This is a genomic window from Enterobacter pseudoroggenkampii (genome assembly GCF_026420145.1).
Lineage (GTDB): Bacteria > Pseudomonadota > Gammaproteobacteria > Enterobacterales > Enterobacteriaceae > Enterobacter > Enterobacter pseudoroggenkampii.
In genome coordinates this window covers 2,520,967-2,539,872 of record NZ_JAPMLV010000001.1, presented here as the reverse complement: position 1 = coordinate 2,539,872, position 18,906 = coordinate 2,520,967, and the positions used below count along the sequence as shown (strand labels likewise).

Below are 18,906 nucleotides of genomic sequence, written 5' to 3'. Positions count from 1 at the left end.
GTGGGAGAGGGCTGGGGTGAGGGCATCAGGCCGCGCCCCTTATTCCCTTTTCTGCTTCTAAATCACCAAACGGTATATAAAACCGTTACTCCTTTCATCCCCGTTATAAATATTATGACTATAAGATAGTCATCACATTTATAAGGGTGCGCAATGGCCGTTACTGTACTAAAAAAAGGAACTCTGGCGCTGGCAGGTTTACTGCTGGTGGCACAGGCGCAGGCGACTGAACTGTTAAACAGTTCGTATGACGTCTCCCGCGAGCTGTTTGCCGCCCTTAACCCACCGTTCGAACAGCAGTGGGCGAAAGACAATAACGGCGATAAGCTGACCATCAAGCAGTCCCACGCCGGGTCGTCCAAGCAGGCGCTGGCGATTTTGCAGGGCCTGAAAGCGGATGTGGTGACCTACAACCAGGTCACTGACGTGCAGATTCTGCACGACAAAGGCAAGCTGCTTCCGGCCGACTGGCAGAGCCGTCTGCCGAACAACAGCTCGCCGTTCTACTCCACCATGGGCTTCCTGGTGCGTAAGGGCAACCCGAAGAATATCCACGACTGGAGCGACCTGGTCCGTTCCGACGTGAAGCTGATTTTCCCAAACCCAAAAACCTCCGGTAACGCGCGTTATACCTATTTAGCCGCGTGGGGCGCGGCGGACAAGGCTGACGGTAACGATAAAGCCAAAACCGAGCAGTTCATGACCCAGTTCCTGAAAAACGTCGAAGTGTTTGATACCGGCGGCCGCGGGGCGACCACGACCTTCGCAGAACGCGGTCTCGGCGATGTGCTGATCAGCTTTGAATCGGAAGTGAATAACATCCGCAAACAGTACGAAGCGCAGGGCTTCGAGGTGGTTATCCCGAAAACCAACATTCTGGCCGAATTCCCGGTCGCATGGGTGGATAAAAACGTGCAGGCAAACGGTACCGAGAAAGCGGCAAAAGCCTATCTCAACTACCTGTACAGCCCGCAGGCGCAGACCATCATTACCGATTACTACTACCGCGTGAACAACCCGGACGTAATGAACAAACTGAAAGATAAATTCCCGCAGACCGCGCTGTTCCGCGTGGAAGATCATTTTGGCTCCTGGCCAGACGTGATGAAAACGCATTTTGCCAGCGGCGGTGAGTTAGACAAACTGCTGGCGGCGGGGCATAAGTAATGTTTGCAGTATCGACAAAACGCGTGCTGCCGGGCTTTACCTTAAGCCTCGGGACCAGCCTGCTGTTCGTCTGCCTGATCCTGCTGTTGCCGCTCAGCGCGCTGGTGATGCAGCTTGCGCAGATGAGCTGGGCGCAGTACTGGGACGTGGTCACCAACCCGCAGGTGGTGGCGGCCTATAAGGTGACGCTGCTGTCGGCGTTTGTCGCCTCCATTTTTAACGGCGTGTTTGGCCTGCTGATGGCGTGGATTTTAACCCGCTATCGCTTCCCGGGCCGTACGCTGCTTGACGCCCTGATGGATCTGCCGTTTGCGCTGCCGACGGCGGTGGCGGGCTTAACCCTCGCGTCGCTCTTCTCCGTGAACGGGCTGTACGGCGAGTGGCTGGCGAAATTTGACATCAAGGTGACCTATACCTGGCTCGGTATCGCGGTGGCGATGGCCTTTACCAGCATCCCGTTTGTGGTCCGTACCGTGCAGCCGGTGCTGGAAGAGCTGGGTCCGGAATACGAAGAAGCGGCGGAAACGCTGGGCGCCACGCGCTGGCAGAGCTTCCGCAAGGTGGTGCTGCCGGAGCTCTCTCCGGCGCTGATGGCGGGCGTCGCGCTGTCGTTTACCCGCAGCCTTGGTGAGTTCGGCGCCGTGATTTTTATCGCCGGGAACATCGCCTGGAAAACGGAAGTGACCTCGCTGATGATTTTCATCCGTTTGCAGGAGTTTGATTATCCGGCGGCGAGCGCAATTGCCTCGGTGATCCTGGCGGCCTCGCTGCTGCTGCTGTACTCAATTAACACTCTGCAAAGTCGCTTTGGTCGACGTGTGGTAGGTCACTGATGGCGGAAGTTACGCAATTGAAGCGATACGATGCACCCCGCATCAACTGGGGTAAATGGTTTCTGATTGGGGCGGGCGTGCTGGTTTCCGCCCTCATTCTCGTCGTGCCGACGGTTTATATCTTCGTTCAGGCGTTCAGCAAGGGCCTGATGCCCGCGCTGGAAAACCTGGCAGACCCGGATATGCTGCATGCTATCTGGTTGACCGTAATGATTGCGTTGATCACCGTGCCGGTGAACCTCGTGTTCGGGACTCTGCTGGCCTGGCTGGTGACGCGCTTTAACTTCCCGGGACGTCAGCTGCTGCTGACCCTGCTGGATATTCCTTTCGCCGTATCGCCGGTGGTGGCGGGTCTGGTGTACCTGCTCTTTTACGGCTCCAACGGTCCGCTTGGCGGCTGGCTGGATGCGCATAACCTGCAGATCATGTTCGCCTGGCCGGGTATGGTGCTGGTTACCATCTTCGTGACCTGTCCATTTGTGGTGCGTGAGCTGGTGCCGGTGATGTTAAGCCAGGGGAGCAACGAAGACGAAGCGGCGGTGCTGCTGGGGGCTTCGGGCTGGCAGATGTTCCGCCGCGTGACGCTGCCGAATATTCGCTGGGCGCTGCTTTACGGCGTGGTGCTGACCAACGCCCGCGCGATTGGGGAGTTCGGGGCCGTTTCCGTTGTTTCCGGTTCCATTCGCGGTGAAACCCTGTCGCTGCCGCTACAGATTGAATTGCTGCAGCAGGACTACAACACCATCGGCGCGTTTACTGCCGCAGCGTTGCTGACGCTGATGGCCATTTTGACCCTGTTTTTGAAGAGTGTGGTGCAGTGGCGTTTAGAAAATCAGGAAAAACGTCAGCATCAGGAGGGAAATCATGAGCATTGAGATTGCCAATATTAAGAAGTCTTTTGGTCGCACCCAGGTGCTGAATGATATCTCGCTGGATATCCCTTCCGGACAAATGGTGGCGCTGCTGGGGCCGTCTGGCTCGGGTAAAACTACGCTGCTGCGTATTATCGCCGGGCTTGAGCATCAGACCAGCGGGCATATCCGCTTTCACGGCACCGACGTGAGCCGCCTGCATGCCCGCGATCGTAAAGTAGGTTTTGTGTTCCAGCATTACGCGCTGTTCCGCCACATGACCGTGTTCGACAACATCGCGTTTGGCCTGACCGTGCTGCCGCGTCGCGAGCGCCCGGATGCGGCAACCATTAAGGCGAAGGTGACCAAACTGCTGGAGATGGTGCAGCTGGCTCATCTGGCGGATCGTTTCCCGGCCCAGCTGTCCGGCGGGCAGAAACAGCGTGTGGCGCTGGCGCGTGCGCTGGCCGTTGAGCCGCAAATTCTGCTGCTGGATGAACCTTTCGGCGCGCTGGATGCACAGGTGCGTAAAGAGCTGCGCCGCTGGCTGCGTCAGCTCCATGAAGAGCTGAAATTCACCAGCGTCTTCGTAACCCATGACCAGGAAGAGGCGATGGAAGTCGCGGATCGCGTGGTGGTCATGAGCCAGGGCAACATTGAGCAGGTTGACGAGCCTGAACAGCTCTGGCGCGAACCGGCGACCCGCTTCGTGCTGGAGTTTATGGGCGAGGTAAACCGTCTTCAGGGTACTATTCGCGGTGGGCAGTTCCACGTGGGCGCGCACCGCTGGCCGCTGGGCTATACCTCCGCGCATCAGGGACCGGTCGATCTGTTCCTGCGTCCGTGGGAAGTGGACGTGAGCCGCCGAACCAGCCTGGATTCACCGCTGCCGGTGCAGGTGCTGGAAGCTAGCCCTAAAGGTCACTACACCCAATTGGTGGTACAGCCCCTGGGCTGGTATACCGAGCCGCTGACCGTGGTCATGCGCGACGACGTACCGCCGCACCGGGGAGAGCGCCTGTTTGTCGGACTGCAGCATGCCCGTATCTATCACGGCAAGGAGCGCATCGAGACGCGCGAGGATATTGCTCTGGCGGAGTCAGCCTGATAGGTTATTAGGATGTTTATCGCCCGGTGGCGCTGTGCTTACCGGGCCTACAGTTATCACTGCGTCTTGTAGGCCGGGATCGCTGCGCGCGCCCGGCTTTTTTATTGAGTAAAAAACGTGAATACACTCGAAAACACCATCGGCAACACGCCTCTGGTCAAGCTTCAGCGCATGGGGCCAGACAACGGCAGCGAAATCTGGGTCAAACTCGAAGGCAATAACCCGGCGGGGTCGGTGAAAGACCGCGCGGCGCTGTCGATGATTGTCCAGGCCGAAAAGCGCGGCGAGATTAAGCCGGGCGACGTGCTGATTGAAGCCACCAGCGGGAACACGGGTATCGCGCTGGCGATGATTGCGGCGCTGAAAGGCTATCGCATGAAGCTGCTGATGCCGGACAACATGAGTCAGGAGCGCCGCGCCGCGATGCGTGCCTACGGAGCCGAGCTGATTCTGGTGACCAAAGAGCAGGGGATGGAAGGCGCGCGCGACCTGGCGTTAGAAATGGCCGAGCGCGGCGAAGGTAAACTGCTCGATCAGTTTAATAACCCGGACAACCCGTACGCGCACTACACCACCACCGGCCCGGAAATCTGGCAGCAAACCGACGGGCGTATCACCCATTTTGTCTCCAGCATGGGCACTACCGGCACCATTACCGGGGTATCGCGTTTTCTGCGCGAGCAGGATAAAGCCGTCACCATTGTCGGCCTGCAGCCGGAAGAGGGGAGCAGCATTCCGGGCATTCGCCGCTGGCCGGCGGAGTATATGCCCGGCATCTTTAATGCGCAGCTTGTGGACCAGGTGCTGGATCTTCACCAGCGCGAGGCGGAAAATACCATGCGTGAGCTGGCCGTGCGCGAAGGCATCTTCTGCGGCGTCAGCTCGGGCGGCGCGGTAGCGGGTGCGATTCGGGTAGCAAAGGCAAATCCGGGCGCGGTGGTGGTGGCGATTATTTGCGATCGCGGCGATCGCTATCTGTCTACCGGCGTCTTTGGTGAAGAGAGTTATTCGCAGGGGGCGGGGATTTAAGCGTCATGGAGATGATTCTATTCCGGGATAATACCCGGGCGCAGCAAACCGATATTGTCGCCGTGCAGTCGCAGGTGGTTTACGGCAGCGTGGGGAACAGCATTGCGGTACCGAATATTCGTACCCACAGGCTGAACGTTACCGCCGTGCCGACGGTACTGTTTAGCAACACGCCGCACTACGACACATTTTATGGTGGAGTGATCCCCGACGAGTGGTTCAGCGGCTACCTTAAGGCGCTGGAAGAGCGCGAGATCCTGCGCGAGCTTAAAGCGGTCACCACCGGCTATATGGGCAGTGCCAGCCAGATCGTTCTGCTGGCGCAGTGGCTGAAGGCGGTCAAAGCGCAGCATCCCGACCTGCTGGTGCTTGTCGACCCGGTTATCGGCGATATCGACAGCGGAATGTACGTGAAGCCCGAGATCCCCGAAGCGTATCGGGAGCACCTGCTGCCGCTGGCGCAGGGGATTACGCCAAACGTCTATGAACTGGAAGTGTTAAGCGGCAAACCGTGCCGCACGCCGGAAAGCGCCATCGCGGCGGCACAGGGACTGCTCTCTGACAGCCTGAAGTGGGTGGCGATCACCAGCGCGCCGGTCGCTGACGACCCGCAAAACATCCACGTGGTGCTGGTGACGAATGAAGGCGTGACCGTCAGCGCGCATCCGCGGGTAGAAACCAATCTGAAAGGGACGGGAGACCTGTTCTGTTCAGAGCTGGTGAGCGGCATTGTTGAGGGGAAAACCGTTGCCGATGCCATTCGCATGGCCGGCGATCGGGTGACGGACGTGATGCTTTATACCCAGTCGAAAGGCTACGACGAGCTCATTCTTCCCGCATAAACAAAAATGGCGCCCGAAGGCGCCATTTTTCTGTGCGGCAAGAATTACTTCTTGATGCGGATAACCGGGGTTTCACCCACGGTGACGCTGCCAGACAGTTTGATCAGTTCTTTGATTTCGTCCATGTTGGAGATAACAACCGGCGTCAGGGTAGACTTGGCTTTTTCTTCCAGCAGTGGCAGATCGAATTCAATCACCGGGTCGCCAACTTTCACACGCTGGCCTTCTTCCGCGATACGTTTGAAGCCTTCGCCTTTCAGTTCAACGGTGTCGATACCGAAGTGAACGAACAGTTCGATACCGCTATCAGATTCGATAGAGAACGCATGGTTGGTTTCAAAAATTTTACCGATGGTGCCGTCAACTGGAGCAACCATTTTGTTGCCAGTTGGTTTGATAGCGATGCCATCACCAACGATTTTCTCAGCAAACACTACATCCGGCACGTCTTCGATGTTGACGATCTCGCCGGAGAGCGGAGCAACAATCTCAATAGTTCCGGAGTCTTTTTTATCATCAGAAACCAGAGATTTCAGTTTATCGAACAAACCCATGATCTTCTCCTAAGCAGTAAATTGGGCCGCATCTCGTGGATTAGCAGATTGTTTTTTCTTCAATGAACTTGTTAACCAGCGTCATTAACTCGTCCGTTGTCGGTTGAGCAAGAGCCTGCTCTGCTAATACCTTCGCATCTTCGAAGTTCGTGTTACGGATAATCTTCTTAATGCGCGGGATGGAAATGGCGCTCATAGAGAATTCGTCCAGACCCATACCCAGCAACAGAAGTGTAGCACGTTCGTCGCCTGCAAGCTCACCACACATGCCAGTCCATTTACCTTCTGCATGAGAAGCATCAATAACTTGCTTGATCAAGTTCAGTACGGACGGTGACATTGGCTGGTAGAGATGTGAAATCATATCATTACCACGGTCAACTGCCAGGGTGTACTGCGTTAAATCATTGGTACCGATACTAAAGAAATCAACTTCTTTGGCTAAATGACGCGCAATGGTCGCCGCCGCCGGTGTTTCCACCATCACGCCGATCTCGATTGACTCGTCAAACGCTTTACCTTCGTCACGCAGTTCCTGTTTGTAGATTTCGATCTCTTTCTTCAGTGCACGCACTTCTTCAACAGAGATGATCATCGGGAACATGATGCGCAGTTTACCGAAAGCAGAGGCACGCAGGATCGCACGAACCTGGTCACGCAGGATCTCTTTACGATCCATCGCGATACGCACGGCACGCCAGCCCAGGAACGGGTTCTCTTCTTTCGGGAAGTTCATGTACGGCAGCTCTTTGTCGCCACCGATGTCCATGGTACGGACGATAACCGCCTGAGAGCCACACGCTTCAGCCACGGCTTTGTAAGCAGCAAACTGCTCTTCTTCCGTTGGCAGCGCGTCGCGGTCCATGAACAGGAATTCTGTACGATAGAGACCGACACCTTCCGCACCGTTGCGCTCAGCGCCATCAACGTCGCGGACGGTACCGATGTTTGCGCACACTTCAACCTGATGGCCGTCCAGGGTGATGGCTGGCAGGTCTTTCAGCTTAGCGAGTTCCGCTTTTTCAGTCGCAACCTGCTCCTGAACCGCGCGCAGTTTATCGATCTCTTCATTGGTTGGGTTGACGTAAACCAGATTGTTTACGGCATCCAGAATCAGATAGTCGCCATTTTTCACCTGAGAGGTGACGCTACCGGTACCCACGATGGCAGGCAGTTCCAGAGAACGAGCCATGATAGAGGTGTGGGAGGTACGGCCGCCCGCGTCGGTGATGAAACCGAGGACCTTTTTCAGGTTCAGCTGTGCGGTTTCAGACGGGGTGAGGTCAGCGGCAACCAGGATCACTTCATCCTGAATCGCGCTCAGGTCGATGATGGCCAGGCCCAGGATGTTGCGCAGCAGGCGCTTACCGATGTCACGTACGTCAGCCGCACGCTCTTTCAGGTATTCATCATCCAGTTCTTCCAGGGCAGTTGCCTGACCTTCGATAACTTCATGCGCAGCCGCGTCGGCCGTCATGCCTTTATCTTTAATCAGGGCTATGATTTCCTGCTCCAGCTCCTCATCTTCGAGCAGCATGATGTGCCCTTCGAAGATGGCTTCTTTTTCTTCACCGAAAGTTTCGCCAGCTTTAGTTTTGATTGCTTCCAGTTGCGCAGATGCCTTGGCACGACCGCTCAGAAAACGTTCAACTTCCTGATCAACCTTGTCGGCAGAAATTTTTTTCCGGTCGATGACGATCTCGTCTTCTTTCAGCAGCAGTGCCTTGCCGAAAGCGATACCCGGGGATGCTAAAATGCCTGAAATCATAACCCTACCTTACTTGTGACTGATATTTAAAAGAACCCGGAAACTTACTCGAGCTCAGCCATCAGTTTAACCAGATGCTCAACTGCTTTCTGCTCGTCTTCACCTTCTGCAGAGATGGTGACAACGGTGCCCTGAGTCAGGCCCAGAGTCTGCAGTTTGAACAGGCTTTTTGCGCTCGCGCTTTTGCCGTTGGAAGTCACAGTGATTTCAGAAGTGAAGCCTTTTGCTTCTTTAACAAACTGAGCAGCAGGGCGGGTGTGCAGACCGTTCGGAGCGGTAATGGTAACTTCTTGCTGGAACATTGTATTTCCCCAACTTATAGGTTTAGTGTTGTGGAACTAAAGTCTAGCCTGGCGACTGAACTTTAGCCTGTATTGTTAGCGCTGACGTTTCGATCGTCATTAAACATTATGCAGCGAAAGCAAGACTTGAACCAAATCATAAAATCGATTCAGCAAGGCTATTTCGTTTGCCGATTAATTTCACGCATCAAAATAATTGCTGGTTTAAATACCAGACCCTTCGGGGTGAAGCAATGCCAGGAGGGGTAAAAGTTTGAAGCAGGCCACAAAAAAGCACCTGAAAAGGTGCTTTTTTACGCGTTATTAACATGCTGGCACTACTGTTGCAGTTCTTTTTCGGTAAACAGATCGGCAAACAGTGCGGTGCTCAAGTAACGCTCACCCGAGGACGGAAGGATAACCACAATATTCTTATTGGTAAAGGCTTCATCTTCCTGAAGCTTGAGCGCTGCCGCAACGGCCGCACCGGAAGAGATACCCGCCAGAATGCCTTCTTCATCCATCAGGCGACGCGCGGTAGAGATGGCTTCTTCGTTAGTGATGGTAACCACTTTATCGATCAGCTTCAGATCCAGGTTGCCCGGAATGAAGCCTGCGCCAATACCCTGAATTTTGTGTGGGCCGGGTTTGAGCTCTTCACCCGCCAGTGCCTGGGTGATAACCGGTGAGTCGGTTGGCTCAACGGCAACGGTGATCAGGTCTTTTTTACCCTTTGTGCCTTTAATATAGCGCGACACGCCGGTCAGCGTACCGCCGGTACCCACGCCGGAGATAAAGACGTCAACCTGGCCGTCGGTATCTTCCCAGATTTCCGGACCGGTGGTCTTCTCGTGAATTTCCGGGTTAGCCGGGTTGCTGAACTGCTGCAGCAGGAGATATTTAGCCGGATCGCTGGCCACAATCTCTTCGGCTTTCTGAATGGCGCCCTTCATGCCCTTCGCGCCTTCGGTCAGCACCAGGTTCGCGCCCAGCGCTTTGAGCAGCTTACGACGCTCGATGCTCATGGTTTCTGGCATGGTCAGCGTCAGCTTGTAGCCGCGCGCGGCAGCCACATAGGCCAGAGCGATACCGGTATTGCCGCTGGTCGGTTCCACCAGCTCAACGCCTGGCTTCAGTACGCCACGTTTTTCAGCATCCCAAATCATGTTTGCACCGATACGGCATTTTACGCTGAAGCTCGGGTTACGTGATTCGACCTTCGCCAGAATGCGTCCATTACCGATACGGTTCAGTCGAACCAGGGGCGTATGACCGATAGTCAGCGAGTTGTCTTCATAAATCTTACTCATGGCCTGTCCTTAACTGTATGAAATTGGGATACCGACCCAGCATACCTGTTGAGCAGGTAGGGGGAAGTAAGGAATTCGCATATCTATATACTGCAAGGAAATAATGGGGATCAGTATGGAATAAGGGGCGGCATAAGCCACCCCTGCTTTACACATTTTTGCATTATTTCCATAACGCGTGCTTAGCACGGTAGCAGTCGACCCACATCGCCGTCGCGCCGCAGACGGCGACGGGCATGATGAACAGATTCAGGAAGGGAATCATGGTGAACAGGCTGGTCAGCGCGCCAAACTGCATATTGGCGACCTTCTGGCTGCGCAGGGCGGTGCGCATCGTTTTAAACGGCACCTTGTGGTTATCGAACGGATAATCACAGTACTGGATGGCCAGCATCCAGGCGCTGAACAGGAACCACAGCACGGGTGCCACCGTCTGGCCAATGCCTGGCACAAAGTAGAGGATAAGCAGCACAACCGCGCGGGGCAGGTACCAGGCAAACTTCTGCCATTCACGCTTCATAATGCGAGGGAGGTCTTTCATGATCCCCCATATGCCCGTGTCCGGCGGCGTCGCGCCGGTAAGCCGCGCTTCCAGCTGTTCCGCCAGCAGACCGTTAAACGGTGCGGCTATCCAGTTCGCAATCGTCGAGAAGAAATAGCCAAACACCAGCAGCACGGAAATCACCGCCACCGGCCAGAGCAGGTAGTTCAGCCACTGCAGCCAGTCCGGCACATGGCTCATCAGCGACGGGATCCAGCTCTCCAGCTTGGTGAACAGCCACCAGAACGCGCCGCCCATCAGAATAATATTGATCAACAGTGGGAGAATGACGAAGCGTCGAATCCCCGGCAGGGAGACCAGTTTCCAGCCCTGAGAAAAATACCAGACGCCGCTGCGCGGGGGAGAAGAAGATGTTGAAACCATAGCCAGGCTGTACTCCTTTTTACACAACCAGTGGAATTGCCCGCCTATATTATCCACTTACGGAGCAATGACCAGTTCGGAAATGTTCGAAAAACCAGCAAAAAGCACGATTTCCTTCATCTTTATGCTGTGAATGCTCTGCACACACTTGCACTTGACGTAAACGGCAAATACTCTTAGTGAGTAAATGTTTGCCGTGGTGGCAAGGTGTTAGAACAACAGAGAATATAATGATGCAGGATTTGCGTCTGATATTAATCATTGTTGGCGCGATCGCCATAATCGCTTTACTGGTACATGGTTTCTGGACCAGCCGTAAAGAGCGTTCCTCGATGTTTCGCGATCGCCCACTGAAGCGCATGAAGTCCAGTCGTGATGACGATGACAGTGAAGATGACATCGACGGCAGCGACGACGACGGCGTGGGTGAAGTTCGTGTTCATCGGGTCAATACTGCGCCCGGCGCAGGCCATGGGGAGCAAGAAGCACCTCGTCCTTCGCAGCACCAGTATCAACCGCCGTATGCTTCCGCACAGCCGCGCCAGCCAGCGCAGCAGCCTGTGGAAGAGCCGGTGCGCCAGCCGCCGCAACAGCCTGTCTATCAGCAGCCTGCCCAGCCGGTTCAACAGCAACCGGTGCAGCAGCCCGTGCAACAACAGCCTGCTCAGCCGGTACAACAACCGCAGCAGCCTGTTCATGTCCAGCCTGCGCCTCAACCCGCTCCGGCACCGCACGTTGAGCCTGAGCCCGTTGTAGAGCCAGAGCCGGTTGTTGAAAAACCGCAGCGTAAAGAAGCGGTGATCATTATGAACGTGGCCGCGCATCACGGTAGCCATCTTAACGGTGACGTGCTGCTTAACAGTATTCAACAGGCAGGCTTCAAGTTTGGCGATATGAACATTTTCCATCGCCACCTGAGTCCTGACGGTAGCGGTCCGGCGCTGTTCAGCCTGGCCAACATGGTTAACCCTGGCACCTTTGATCCGGAAATGACCGGTGATTTTGTGACCCCGGGTGTGACTATCTTTATGCAGGTGCCGTCCTACGGCGACGAACTGCAAAACTTTAAGCTGATGCTGCAGTCTGCCCAGCATATCGCTGACGAAGTCGGCGGTGTGGTGCTCGACGATCAGCGTCGAATGATGACCCCGCAGAAACTGCGCGAGTATCAGGACCGCATCCGCGAAGTTAAGGAAGCCAACGCGTAATCGCCGCGTTGACTTCAACTCCTCCTCAACCCCCGCCTGTCGGGGGTTTTTTCTCATTGATGGTGCGATATGGACTCAATCGAACAACAACTCACTGAACTGCGAACCACGCTTCGCCATCATGAATACCTCTATCATGTTATGGACGCACCGGAAGTTCCGGATGCGGAGTATGACCGCCTGATGCGCGAGCTGCGCGAATTAGAGGCGCAGCATCCTGACCTCATCACACCGGATTCTCCCACCCAGCGCGTCGGCGCTGAGCCGCTGGGGGCTTTTAGCCAGGTGCGTCATGAAGTGCCGATGCTGTCGCTGGATAACGTCTTCGATGAAGAGAGCTTCCTCGCGTTTAACAAGCGCGTGCAGGATCGCCTGAAAAGCAGCGACTCCCTCACCTGGTGCTGCGAGCTGAAGCTGGATGGCCTGGCAGTCAGCCTTCTCTACGAAAACGGCGTGCTGGTGCGTGCCGCGACGCGTGGCGACGGCACGACGGGTGAAGACATCACCACCAACGTGCGTACCATCCGAGCGATCCCGCTGAAGCTGCAGGGCGACAACATTCCTGCGCGTCTGGAAGTGCGCGGCGAGGTGTTCCTGCCCCAGGCGGGCTTCGAGAAAATTAACGAAGAGGCGCGTCGCACCGGTGGGAAGGTGTTTGCTAACCCGCGTAATGCGGCGGCGGGCTCTCTGCGCCAGCTTGACCCGCGTATCACCGCGAAGCGACCGCTTACTTTCTTCTGCTACGGCGTCGGTATTCTGGAGGGCGGCGAGCTGCCGGATACCCATCTCGGGCGTCTGCTGCAGTTTAAAGCGTGGGGCCTCCCGGTGAGCAACCGCGTTCAGCTCTGCGACTCGCCGGAAGCGGTACTGGCGTTCTACCACAAAGTGGAAGAGGACCGTCCGACGCTCGGGTTTGATATTGATGGCGTGGTCATCAAGGTGAACTCATTGGCGCTGCAGGAGCAGCTGGGCTTTGTGGCGCGCGCGCCGCGCTGGGCGGTGGCGTTTAAGTTCCCGGCTCAGGAGCAGATGACCTTCGTTCGCGACGTAGAGTTCCAGGTCGGCCGTACGGGCGCCATTACCCCGGTTGCCCGTCTGGAGCCTGTGCAGGTTGCGGGCGTGCTGGTGAGTAACGCCACGCTGCATAACGCCGATGAAATCGACCGCCTGGGCCTGCGCATTGGTGACAAAGTGGTGATTCGCCGCGCGGGGGACGTGATCCCGCAGGTGGTTAACGTTGTGGAGTCAGAACGTCCTGATGATACGCGCGAAATTGTCTTCCCGACCCATTGCCCGGTGTGCGGATCTGACGTAGAGCGTGTGGAAGGTGAAGCAGTGGCGCGCTGTACGGGTGGCTTAATCTGCGGCGCACAGCGTAAAGAGTCACTGAAGCACTTCGTCTCCCGTCGGGCTATGGACGTCGACGGCATGGGCGATAAAATTATCGATCAGCTGGTTGAGAAAGAGTATGTCCACACGCCAGCGGATCTCTTCAAACTGACGGCGGGCAAACTGACCGGTCTGGACCGCATGGGGCCAAAGTCAGCCCAGAACGTGGTTAACGCGCTGGAAGCCGCCAAAGAGACCACCTTCGCCCGTTTCCTGTACGCGCTGGGCATTCGTGAAGTGGGTGAAGCAACCGCAGCAGGTCTGGCAGCATACTTTGGTACGCTGGAGGCGCTGGAAAAGGCGAGCATCGAGGAGCTGCAGAAAGTTCCGGATGTCGGCATCGTTGTCGCCACGCACGTCTTTAACTTCTTCGCCGAAGAGAGCAACCGTGAAGTCATCGGCAAACTGCTGGAAGAGGGCATCAGGTGGCCTGCACCGGTAGTGGTCAACGCCGAAGAGATCGACAGCCCGTTCGCCGGTAAAACGGTGGTGCTGACCGGCAGCCTGAGCCAGCTTTCACGCGACGATGCAAAAGCGCGTCTGGTGGCGCTGGGGGCAAAAGTGGCGGGTAGCGTGTCGAAGAAAACCGACCTGGTGATCGCCGGGGAAGCGGCGGGTTCGAAGCTGGCGAAAGCCCAGGAGCTCGGCATTGAGGTTATCGACGAAGCGGAAATGATGCGTCTGTTAGGAGAGTAACGTGGAGAAAGAGCAGCTCGTTGAGATCGCCAATACCGAGATGCCGTTCGGTAAATACAAGGGCCGCAGGCTGATCGATTTGCCGGAGGAGTATCTGCTGTGGTTTGCCCGCAAGGATGAATTCCCGGCAGGGCGACTGGGCGAGCTGATGGCTATCACGTTACTGATCAAAACCGAGGGGCTGACCCAGCTGGTGCAGCCCCTGAAACGTCCTTAAGCCTTCGCGGCGCGGGTCTCTTCCTGCGCCAGCTTTTCGGTCTGGCGTTTGTAGCGACGCGCCAGCACCGCGCAGACCATCAGCTGGATCTGATGGAAAATCATCAGCGGCAGCACCATCATTCCAATCACCGAGGTCGGGAACAGAATGTTGGCCATCGGGATACCGTTAGCCAGACTCTTCTTCGAACCGCAGAACACAATCGTAATTTCATCCGCTTTGTTGAAGCCGCACTTGCGTGCCACAAAGACGTTTACCGCTATTACAATCGCCAGCAGGACAATGCTGACCACCACGATAAACAGCAGCGAGCCTGCCCCCACCTTGTGCCAGATCCCGTTCACGACCGCTTCGCTGAAGGCGGAGTAAACCACCAGCAGAATCGAGGTCTGGTCGGTTTTTGAGATCCACTTTTTATGCTTCGCCACAAATGCGCCGGTCCACGGACGGGAGAGATGGCCCAGGACAAACGGCAGCAGCAGCTGCAGACAGATTTTGCCCACCTGCTCAAGGTTACCTTCCGCACCGTGCATGTTCATCAGCAGGCCCACCAGCAGCGGCGAGACGAAAATCCCCAGCAGGCTGGAGGCTGATGCCGAGCAGACCGCGGCCGCCACGTTCCCTCCCGCGAGAGAGGTAAAGGCAATGGCGGACTGCACCGTGGCCGGAAGAATACAGAGATACAGGAAGCCGGTGTAGAGCGCCGGGTCGACGTTAACCGGCGCCCACCAGGCAAACAGCACCCCGAGGATCGGGAACAGAATAAACGTGCTGCACATCACCCAGAGGTGCAGTCGCCAGTGGCTACCGCCCGCGATAATGGCTTCACGGGAGAGTTTTGCGCCGTGCATAAAGAACAGCAGCGCGATGGCGGCCGTCGTCAACCCTTCAAAGAACGGGACGAACCCGCCGCGAGCGGGAAAGAACGAGGCCAGTAAAACGGTAACCACCAGGGTAAGCGTGAACGGATCAAGGATACGAAAAAGTTTCATAATCTCTCCTGAAAACAGATGTCGCTATTGTGCTTTCTTCCGTTTGAGAAATAAAATTGATTTATTGCATCCATTCATGAATTAAATAGATGAATTATTCATTACGTCAGCTTCGTGTTTTTGTCACCGTGGCGCAGGCTCGTAGTTTTAGCCGGGCAGGGGAGATGATTGGCCTGAGCCAGTCGGCGGTCAGCCACAGCGTGAAAGAGCTGGAGAATCAGACCGGGGTGAAGTTGCTTGACCGCACCACGCGCGAAGTGGTGTTGACCGAAGCAGGTCAGCAGCTGGCCCTGCGCCTCGAGCGGCTGCTGGATGAGCTGAACAGCACGCTCAGAGACGTGGGGAGGCTGGGGCAGCAGCTTTCGGGTACCGTGCGGGTCGCGGCCAGCCAGACGATCTCTGCGCACCTTATTCCGCAGTGTATAGCCGAGGGCAGTCATCGCTACCCGGACATTGATTTTGTCCTGCATGACAGGCCGCAACAGTGGGTGCTGGAGAGCATCCGTCAGGGAGATGTGGATTTTGGTATTGTTATCGATCCCGGTCAGGTGAGCGATCTGGCGTGCGAAAGCATACTTTCGGAGCCCTTTTTGCTGCTCTGTCGTGACGACGATCCGCTGGCCACATTGCCGGAAGTCAGCTGGCAGTCCCTGCAGGGCGCGAACCTGGTTTTACAGGATTATGCCTCGGGCAGCCGTCCGCTGATTGATTCCGCGCTGGTGAATCAGGGCGTAAAGGCAACGATTGTCCAGGAGATTGGTCACCCGGCGACGCTGTTTCCGATGGTGGAAGCCGGGATTGGCATCAGCGTGTTGCCAGCCCTGGCGCTTCCCCTGCCGCAGGGAAGCCGGTTGGCCGTCAAGCGATTAACGCCCGTTGTCGAGCGAAAGCTGATGCTGGTGCGGCGAAAAAATCGTTCACTCTCGGGGGCGGCCCAGGCTATCTGGGAAGTGGTGCGTATTCAGGCACAACGATTAACCGAAGCCCGCATACGCGACCCACTGTTTAACGCATCAGAAGATTAGATGTAGATATCGATCTGATTTTTGTCTGACGGGCTGTTCACTCCTTCCACTTTGCCCAGCTTTTGATCCTGCTTCTTCTGGGCCTCTTCAGCCTGCTGGCGCTGCAGTGCGGCGAGCTGCGCCTGCAGCACTTTGATCTGGGTCTGAATAAGTTCCTGCTGCTTCTTCTTCTCATCCGTGCTGACGGGGCTGTTCGCCAGCTCTTTTAACTGCTGGGTCAGCTTTTTGATCTTGTCGAGAATGCGGGTGATTTGCGCAGAGATATCGTTACTGCTCGAAGTGCCACTCGCGCCGCTGGTTTGAATCTGTTGGGTTGAAGCCTGAATGGTCGTCATACTTTTTCCTCGCGTTTTAAAACAGAGGTATCGGCACCGGCGGGATTAGCTTGAGCAAAACTGCCATATCTGGCAGGGAGTTGCATCGATACACAATCAGTATTGATGGTGCGGTGAAAGTGTATTGGAGGTCACCGGCAGGCTGCGGATATAAGACGTAAGTCATGCGATCCCCGCTATCGCGATTTTCATCCTTAAGGAGCCTCTATGACCCTCTCGAATAACCCGTGGTACTGCGCCGATATCATTCGCGCCGCTAAGCCGAACTTCACGCCTCGCGTGGCGTTTATTCTCGGCTCTGGCCTGGGCGCACTTGCCGACCAGATTGATGATGCCGTTTCCCTGAGCTACGAAAAGCTGCCGGGCTTCCCGGTGAGCACCGTGCATGGCCATGCCGGCGAGCTGGTGCTCGGGCATCTGGCCGGGGTGCCGGTTGCCTGCATGAAGGGGCGCGGCCATTTCTATGAAGGGCGCGGGATGACCATCATGACCGATGTGATCCGCACCTTTACGCTGCTGGGGTGCGAGCTGCTGTTTAGCACCAATGCGGCGGGTTCGCTGCGCCCGGAGGTTCAGCCAGGAAGCCTGGTTGCCCTGAGCGACCATATCAACACCATGCCGGGCACGCCGATGGTGGGGCAGAACGATGAGCGCTTTGGCGATCGTTTCTTCTCTCTGGCCAATGCTTACGACGCGGATTACCGTGCCGTTCTGCAAACTGTGGCAACGAAAGAAGGCTTCCCGCTGCATGAAGGGGTGTTTGTCTCTTATCCCGGCCCGAACTTTGAGACGGCGGCCGAGATCCGCATGATGCAAATTATCGGCGGCGATGTGGTGGGCATGTCCGTGGTGCCGGAAGTGATTTCCGCCCGTCACTGCGGCCTGAAGGTCGTGGCCGTTTCTGCAATTACCAATCTCGCCGAAGGGCTGGGGGAGGTCAAACTCTCGCATGAACAAACCCTCGCTGCCGCCGAGCTCTCCCGCCAGAACTTTATCAATCTTATCTGCGGTTTTCTTCGCCATATTGCCTGAGTAAAACAATAAAGTGGCCCGCCAGGGCCACACTGCTATAAGGAATGGGTTATGAACATCACGACTCGCTTAAAGCTGATGTCCTTTATGCAATATTTTATCTGGGGGAGCTGGCTGGTAACCCTCGGCGCTTACATGATTAACACCCTACACTTTACCGGCTCCGACGTGGGCATGGTGTACAGCTCCAAAGGACTTGCCGCGATTGTTATGCCCTCGCTGGTGGGCATTATTGCCGACAAATGGCTGCGGGCAGACCGTGCTTACGTGATTTGCCACCTCGTCTGCGCCGTCGCGCTCTGCTATGCCGCACAGGTCAATGAGCCCGGCCTGATGTTCTGGGTCATGCTGGTGAATGCGATGGCCTTCATGCCCACGATTGCGCTGTCGAATACGATTTCTTACTCCTGTCTTGAACAGGCAGGGCTGGATACGGTGAGCCATTTTCCGCGAGTACGGGTGTATGGCACCGTGGGCTTTATTGCCGCGATGTGGGCCATAAGCCTGATGGGGGCGGAGCTGAGCAACGTGCAGCTCTATATTGCGGCTGCCGCGTCTCTGCTGCTGGCGCTCTATTCTCTGACATTGCCAGCCATTCCAGTTGCACAGGCGAAAACCTCTCAGTCGCTGGCAAGCAAGCTGGGCCTCAATGCGTTTATCCTGTTTAAACACCCCCGCATGGCGGTGTTCTTTTTATTCGCGATGCTGCTGGGCGCCATGCTGCAGATAACCAACACGTTTGGCAGCCCCTTCCTGCATGATTTTGCGCGTAATCCGGCGTATGCCGATAGCTTTATCGTCAACTATCCGTCCATCCTGCTCTCCGTTTCGCAAATGTCTGAGGTGTTCTTCATTCTGACCATTCCGTACTTCCTCGGACGCTTTGGCATTAAAGCCGTCATGCTGATGAGCATGGTGGCCTGGATGCTGCGGTTCGGTCTATTTGCCTTTGGCGATCCGTCCGCGACGGGCTTCGTGCTGCTCATGCTCTCAATGATTGTCTACGGCTGCGCGTTCGACTTCTTCAATATTTCCGGCTCGGTATTTGTTGAACAGGAGGTCAGCGCCGATATCCGCGCCAGCGCGCAAGGGTTGTTTATGACGACCGTTAACGGTATCGGGGCGTATTTCGGTTCGGTATTGAGCGGTATGGCCGTTGATTATTTCTCGGTGGACGGGGTGAAGGACTGGCAGACGATCTGGCTGGTGTTTGCGGCCTATGCCCTGGTGCTCGCGGTGGTCTTTTACTTCAGCTTTAACTACCACCACACCTGTAAAAACAGCGGGATGCGCACAGTTGCGCACTAAATTTCCCCTCCGGACGCGGAAAGGCTTTAAGGTAGG

The 18,906-nt window shown here is 56.2% G+C and carries 19 protein-coding genes; 12 read left to right on the top strand and 7 right to left on the bottom strand.

Annotation, left to right across the window (positions count from 1 at the left end):
• Window positions 1–153: 153 nt before the first annotated feature.
• The 6 genes from OTG14_RS12395 to pdxK all read left to right on the top strand — a co-directional run bounded on the left by OTG14_RS12395 (window position 154) and on the right by pdxK (window position 5,830).
• Window positions 154–1,167 (top strand): sulfate ABC transporter substrate-binding protein, encoded by a 1,014-nt coding sequence (locus tag OTG14_RS12395; protein ID WP_032646709.1) that lies wholly within the window; start codon window positions 154–156, stop codon window positions 1,165–1,167.
• On the top strand, window positions 1,167–2,000 hold the full coding sequence (cysT, locus tag OTG14_RS12390) for a sulfate/thiosulfate ABC transporter permease CysT (RefSeq protein WP_004123378.1): 834 nt from the start codon (window positions 1,167–1,169) through the stop codon (window positions 1,998–2,000). Before OTG14_RS12395 ends, cysT begins: the two co-directional genes overlap by 1 nt.
• The gene (gene cysW, locus OTG14_RS12385) at window positions 2,000–2,875 is read left to right on the top strand and encodes a sulfate/thiosulfate ABC transporter permease CysW (protein ID WP_032646707.1); all 876 of its coding nucleotides are present in this window, start codon (window positions 2,000–2,002) and stop codon (window positions 2,873–2,875) included. Before cysT ends, cysW begins: the two co-directional genes overlap by 1 nt.
• Window positions 2,865–3,959, top strand: a complete 1,095-nt coding sequence (gene cysA, locus OTG14_RS12380) for a sulfate/thiosulfate ABC transporter ATP-binding protein CysA (protein ID WP_008501607.1) — start codon at window positions 2,865–2,867, stop codon at window positions 3,957–3,959. Before cysW ends, cysA begins: the two co-directional genes overlap by 11 nt.
• 117 nt (window positions 3,960–4,076) lie before the next feature.
• Window positions 4,077–4,988, top strand: coding sequence for a cysteine synthase CysM (gene cysM / locus OTG14_RS12375; RefSeq protein WP_032646706.1), 912 nt, complete (start codon window positions 4,077–4,079; stop codon window positions 4,986–4,988).
• 5 nt (window positions 4,989–4,993) lie between these two features.
• Window positions 4,994–5,830, top strand: a complete 837-nt coding sequence (pdxK, locus tag OTG14_RS12370; protein WP_267215130.1) for a pyridoxine/pyridoxal/pyridoxamine kinase — start codon at window positions 4,994–4,996, stop codon at window positions 5,828–5,830.
• 44 nt (window positions 5,831–5,874) lie between these two features.
• On the opposite strand, the gene crr is transcribed toward pdxK, so the two are convergent.
• The 5 genes from crr to cysZ form a co-directional block, all read right to left on the bottom strand.
• On the bottom strand, window positions 5,875–6,384 hold the full coding sequence (crr, locus tag OTG14_RS12365) for a PTS glucose transporter subunit IIA (RefSeq protein ID WP_003861316.1): 510 nt from the start codon (window positions 6,382–6,384) through the stop codon (window positions 5,875–5,877).
• 40 nt (window positions 6,385–6,424) lie between these two features.
• Window positions 6,425–8,152, bottom strand: a complete 1,728-nt coding sequence (gene ptsI, locus OTG14_RS12360) for a phosphoenolpyruvate-protein phosphotransferase PtsI (RefSeq protein WP_032646702.1) — start codon at window positions 8,150–8,152, stop codon at window positions 6,425–6,427.
• Window positions 8,153–8,196: 44 nt separating this feature from the next.
• Entirely contained in the window at window positions 8,197–8,454 is a 258-nt protein-coding gene (gene ptsH, locus OTG14_RS12355; protein WP_000487600.1) for a phosphocarrier protein Hpr, read from the bottom strand.
• Between the two features lie 317 nt (window positions 8,455–8,771).
• On the bottom strand, window positions 8,772–9,743 hold the full coding sequence (gene cysK / locus OTG14_RS12350) for a cysteine synthase A (RefSeq protein WP_014884739.1): 972 nt from the start codon (window positions 9,741–9,743) through the stop codon (window positions 8,772–8,774).
• A gap of 163 nt (window positions 9,744–9,906) precedes the next feature.
• Window positions 9,907–10,668, bottom strand: a complete 762-nt coding sequence (cysZ, locus tag OTG14_RS12345) for a sulfate transporter CysZ (RefSeq protein WP_024907612.1) — start codon at window positions 10,666–10,668, stop codon at window positions 9,907–9,909.
• 230 nt (window positions 10,669–10,898) lie between these two features.
• On the opposite strand from cysZ, the gene zipA reads away from it, so the two are divergent.
• From zipA to OTG14_RS12330, 3 genes are all read left to right on the top strand, one after another.
• A complete protein-coding gene (gene zipA / locus OTG14_RS12340) occupies window positions 10,899–11,876 on the top strand; it encodes a cell division protein ZipA (protein WP_032646698.1) in 978 nt (325 codons plus the stop codon).
• 69 nt (window positions 11,877–11,945) lie between these two features.
• Entirely contained in the window at window positions 11,946–13,961 is a 2,016-nt protein-coding gene (ligA, locus tag OTG14_RS12335; protein ID WP_248273297.1) for an NAD-dependent DNA ligase LigA, read from the top strand.
• Window position 13,962: 1 nt separating this feature from the next.
• A complete protein-coding gene (locus OTG14_RS12330; RefSeq protein ID WP_003861328.1) occupies window positions 13,963–14,178 on the top strand; it encodes a DUF3820 family protein in 216 nt (71 codons plus the stop codon).
• On the opposite strand, the gene OTG14_RS12325 is transcribed toward OTG14_RS12330, so the two are convergent.
• The gene (locus tag OTG14_RS12325) at window positions 14,175–15,170 is read right to left on the bottom strand and encodes a bile acid:sodium symporter family protein (RefSeq protein WP_248273299.1); all 996 of its coding nucleotides are present in this window, start codon (window positions 15,168–15,170) and stop codon (window positions 14,175–14,177) included. The genes OTG14_RS12330 and OTG14_RS12325 overlap by 4 nt on opposite strands.
• A gap of 89 nt (window positions 15,171–15,259) precedes the next feature.
• On the opposite strand from OTG14_RS12325, the gene OTG14_RS12320 reads away from it, so the two are divergent.
• Window positions 15,260–16,195 (top strand): LysR family transcriptional regulator, encoded by a 936-nt coding sequence (locus tag OTG14_RS12320; RefSeq protein ID WP_024907616.1) that lies wholly within the window; start codon window positions 15,260–15,262, stop codon window positions 16,193–16,195.
• On the opposite strand, the gene OTG14_RS12315 is transcribed toward OTG14_RS12320, so the two are convergent.
• Entirely contained in the window at window positions 16,192–16,530 is a 339-nt protein-coding gene (locus tag OTG14_RS12315; RefSeq protein ID WP_024907617.1) for a FlxA-like family protein, read from the bottom strand. The two genes, OTG14_RS12320 and OTG14_RS12315, sit on opposite strands and share 4 nt — an antisense overlap.
• Before the next feature lie 207 nt (window positions 16,531–16,737).
• Here OTG14_RS12315 and xapA point away from each other — a divergent pair, with 207 nt between their 5' ends.
• Window positions 16,738–17,562, top strand: coding sequence for a xanthosine phosphorylase (gene xapA / locus OTG14_RS12310; RefSeq protein WP_248273300.1), 825 nt, complete (start codon window positions 16,738–16,740; stop codon window positions 17,560–17,562).
• 51 nt (window positions 17,563–17,613) lie between these two features.
• On the top strand, window positions 17,614–18,870 hold the full coding sequence (locus OTG14_RS12305; RefSeq protein ID WP_267215129.1) for a nucleoside permease: 1,257 nt from the start codon (window positions 17,614–17,616) through the stop codon (window positions 18,868–18,870).
• Window positions 18,871–18,906 lie beyond the last annotated feature (36 nt).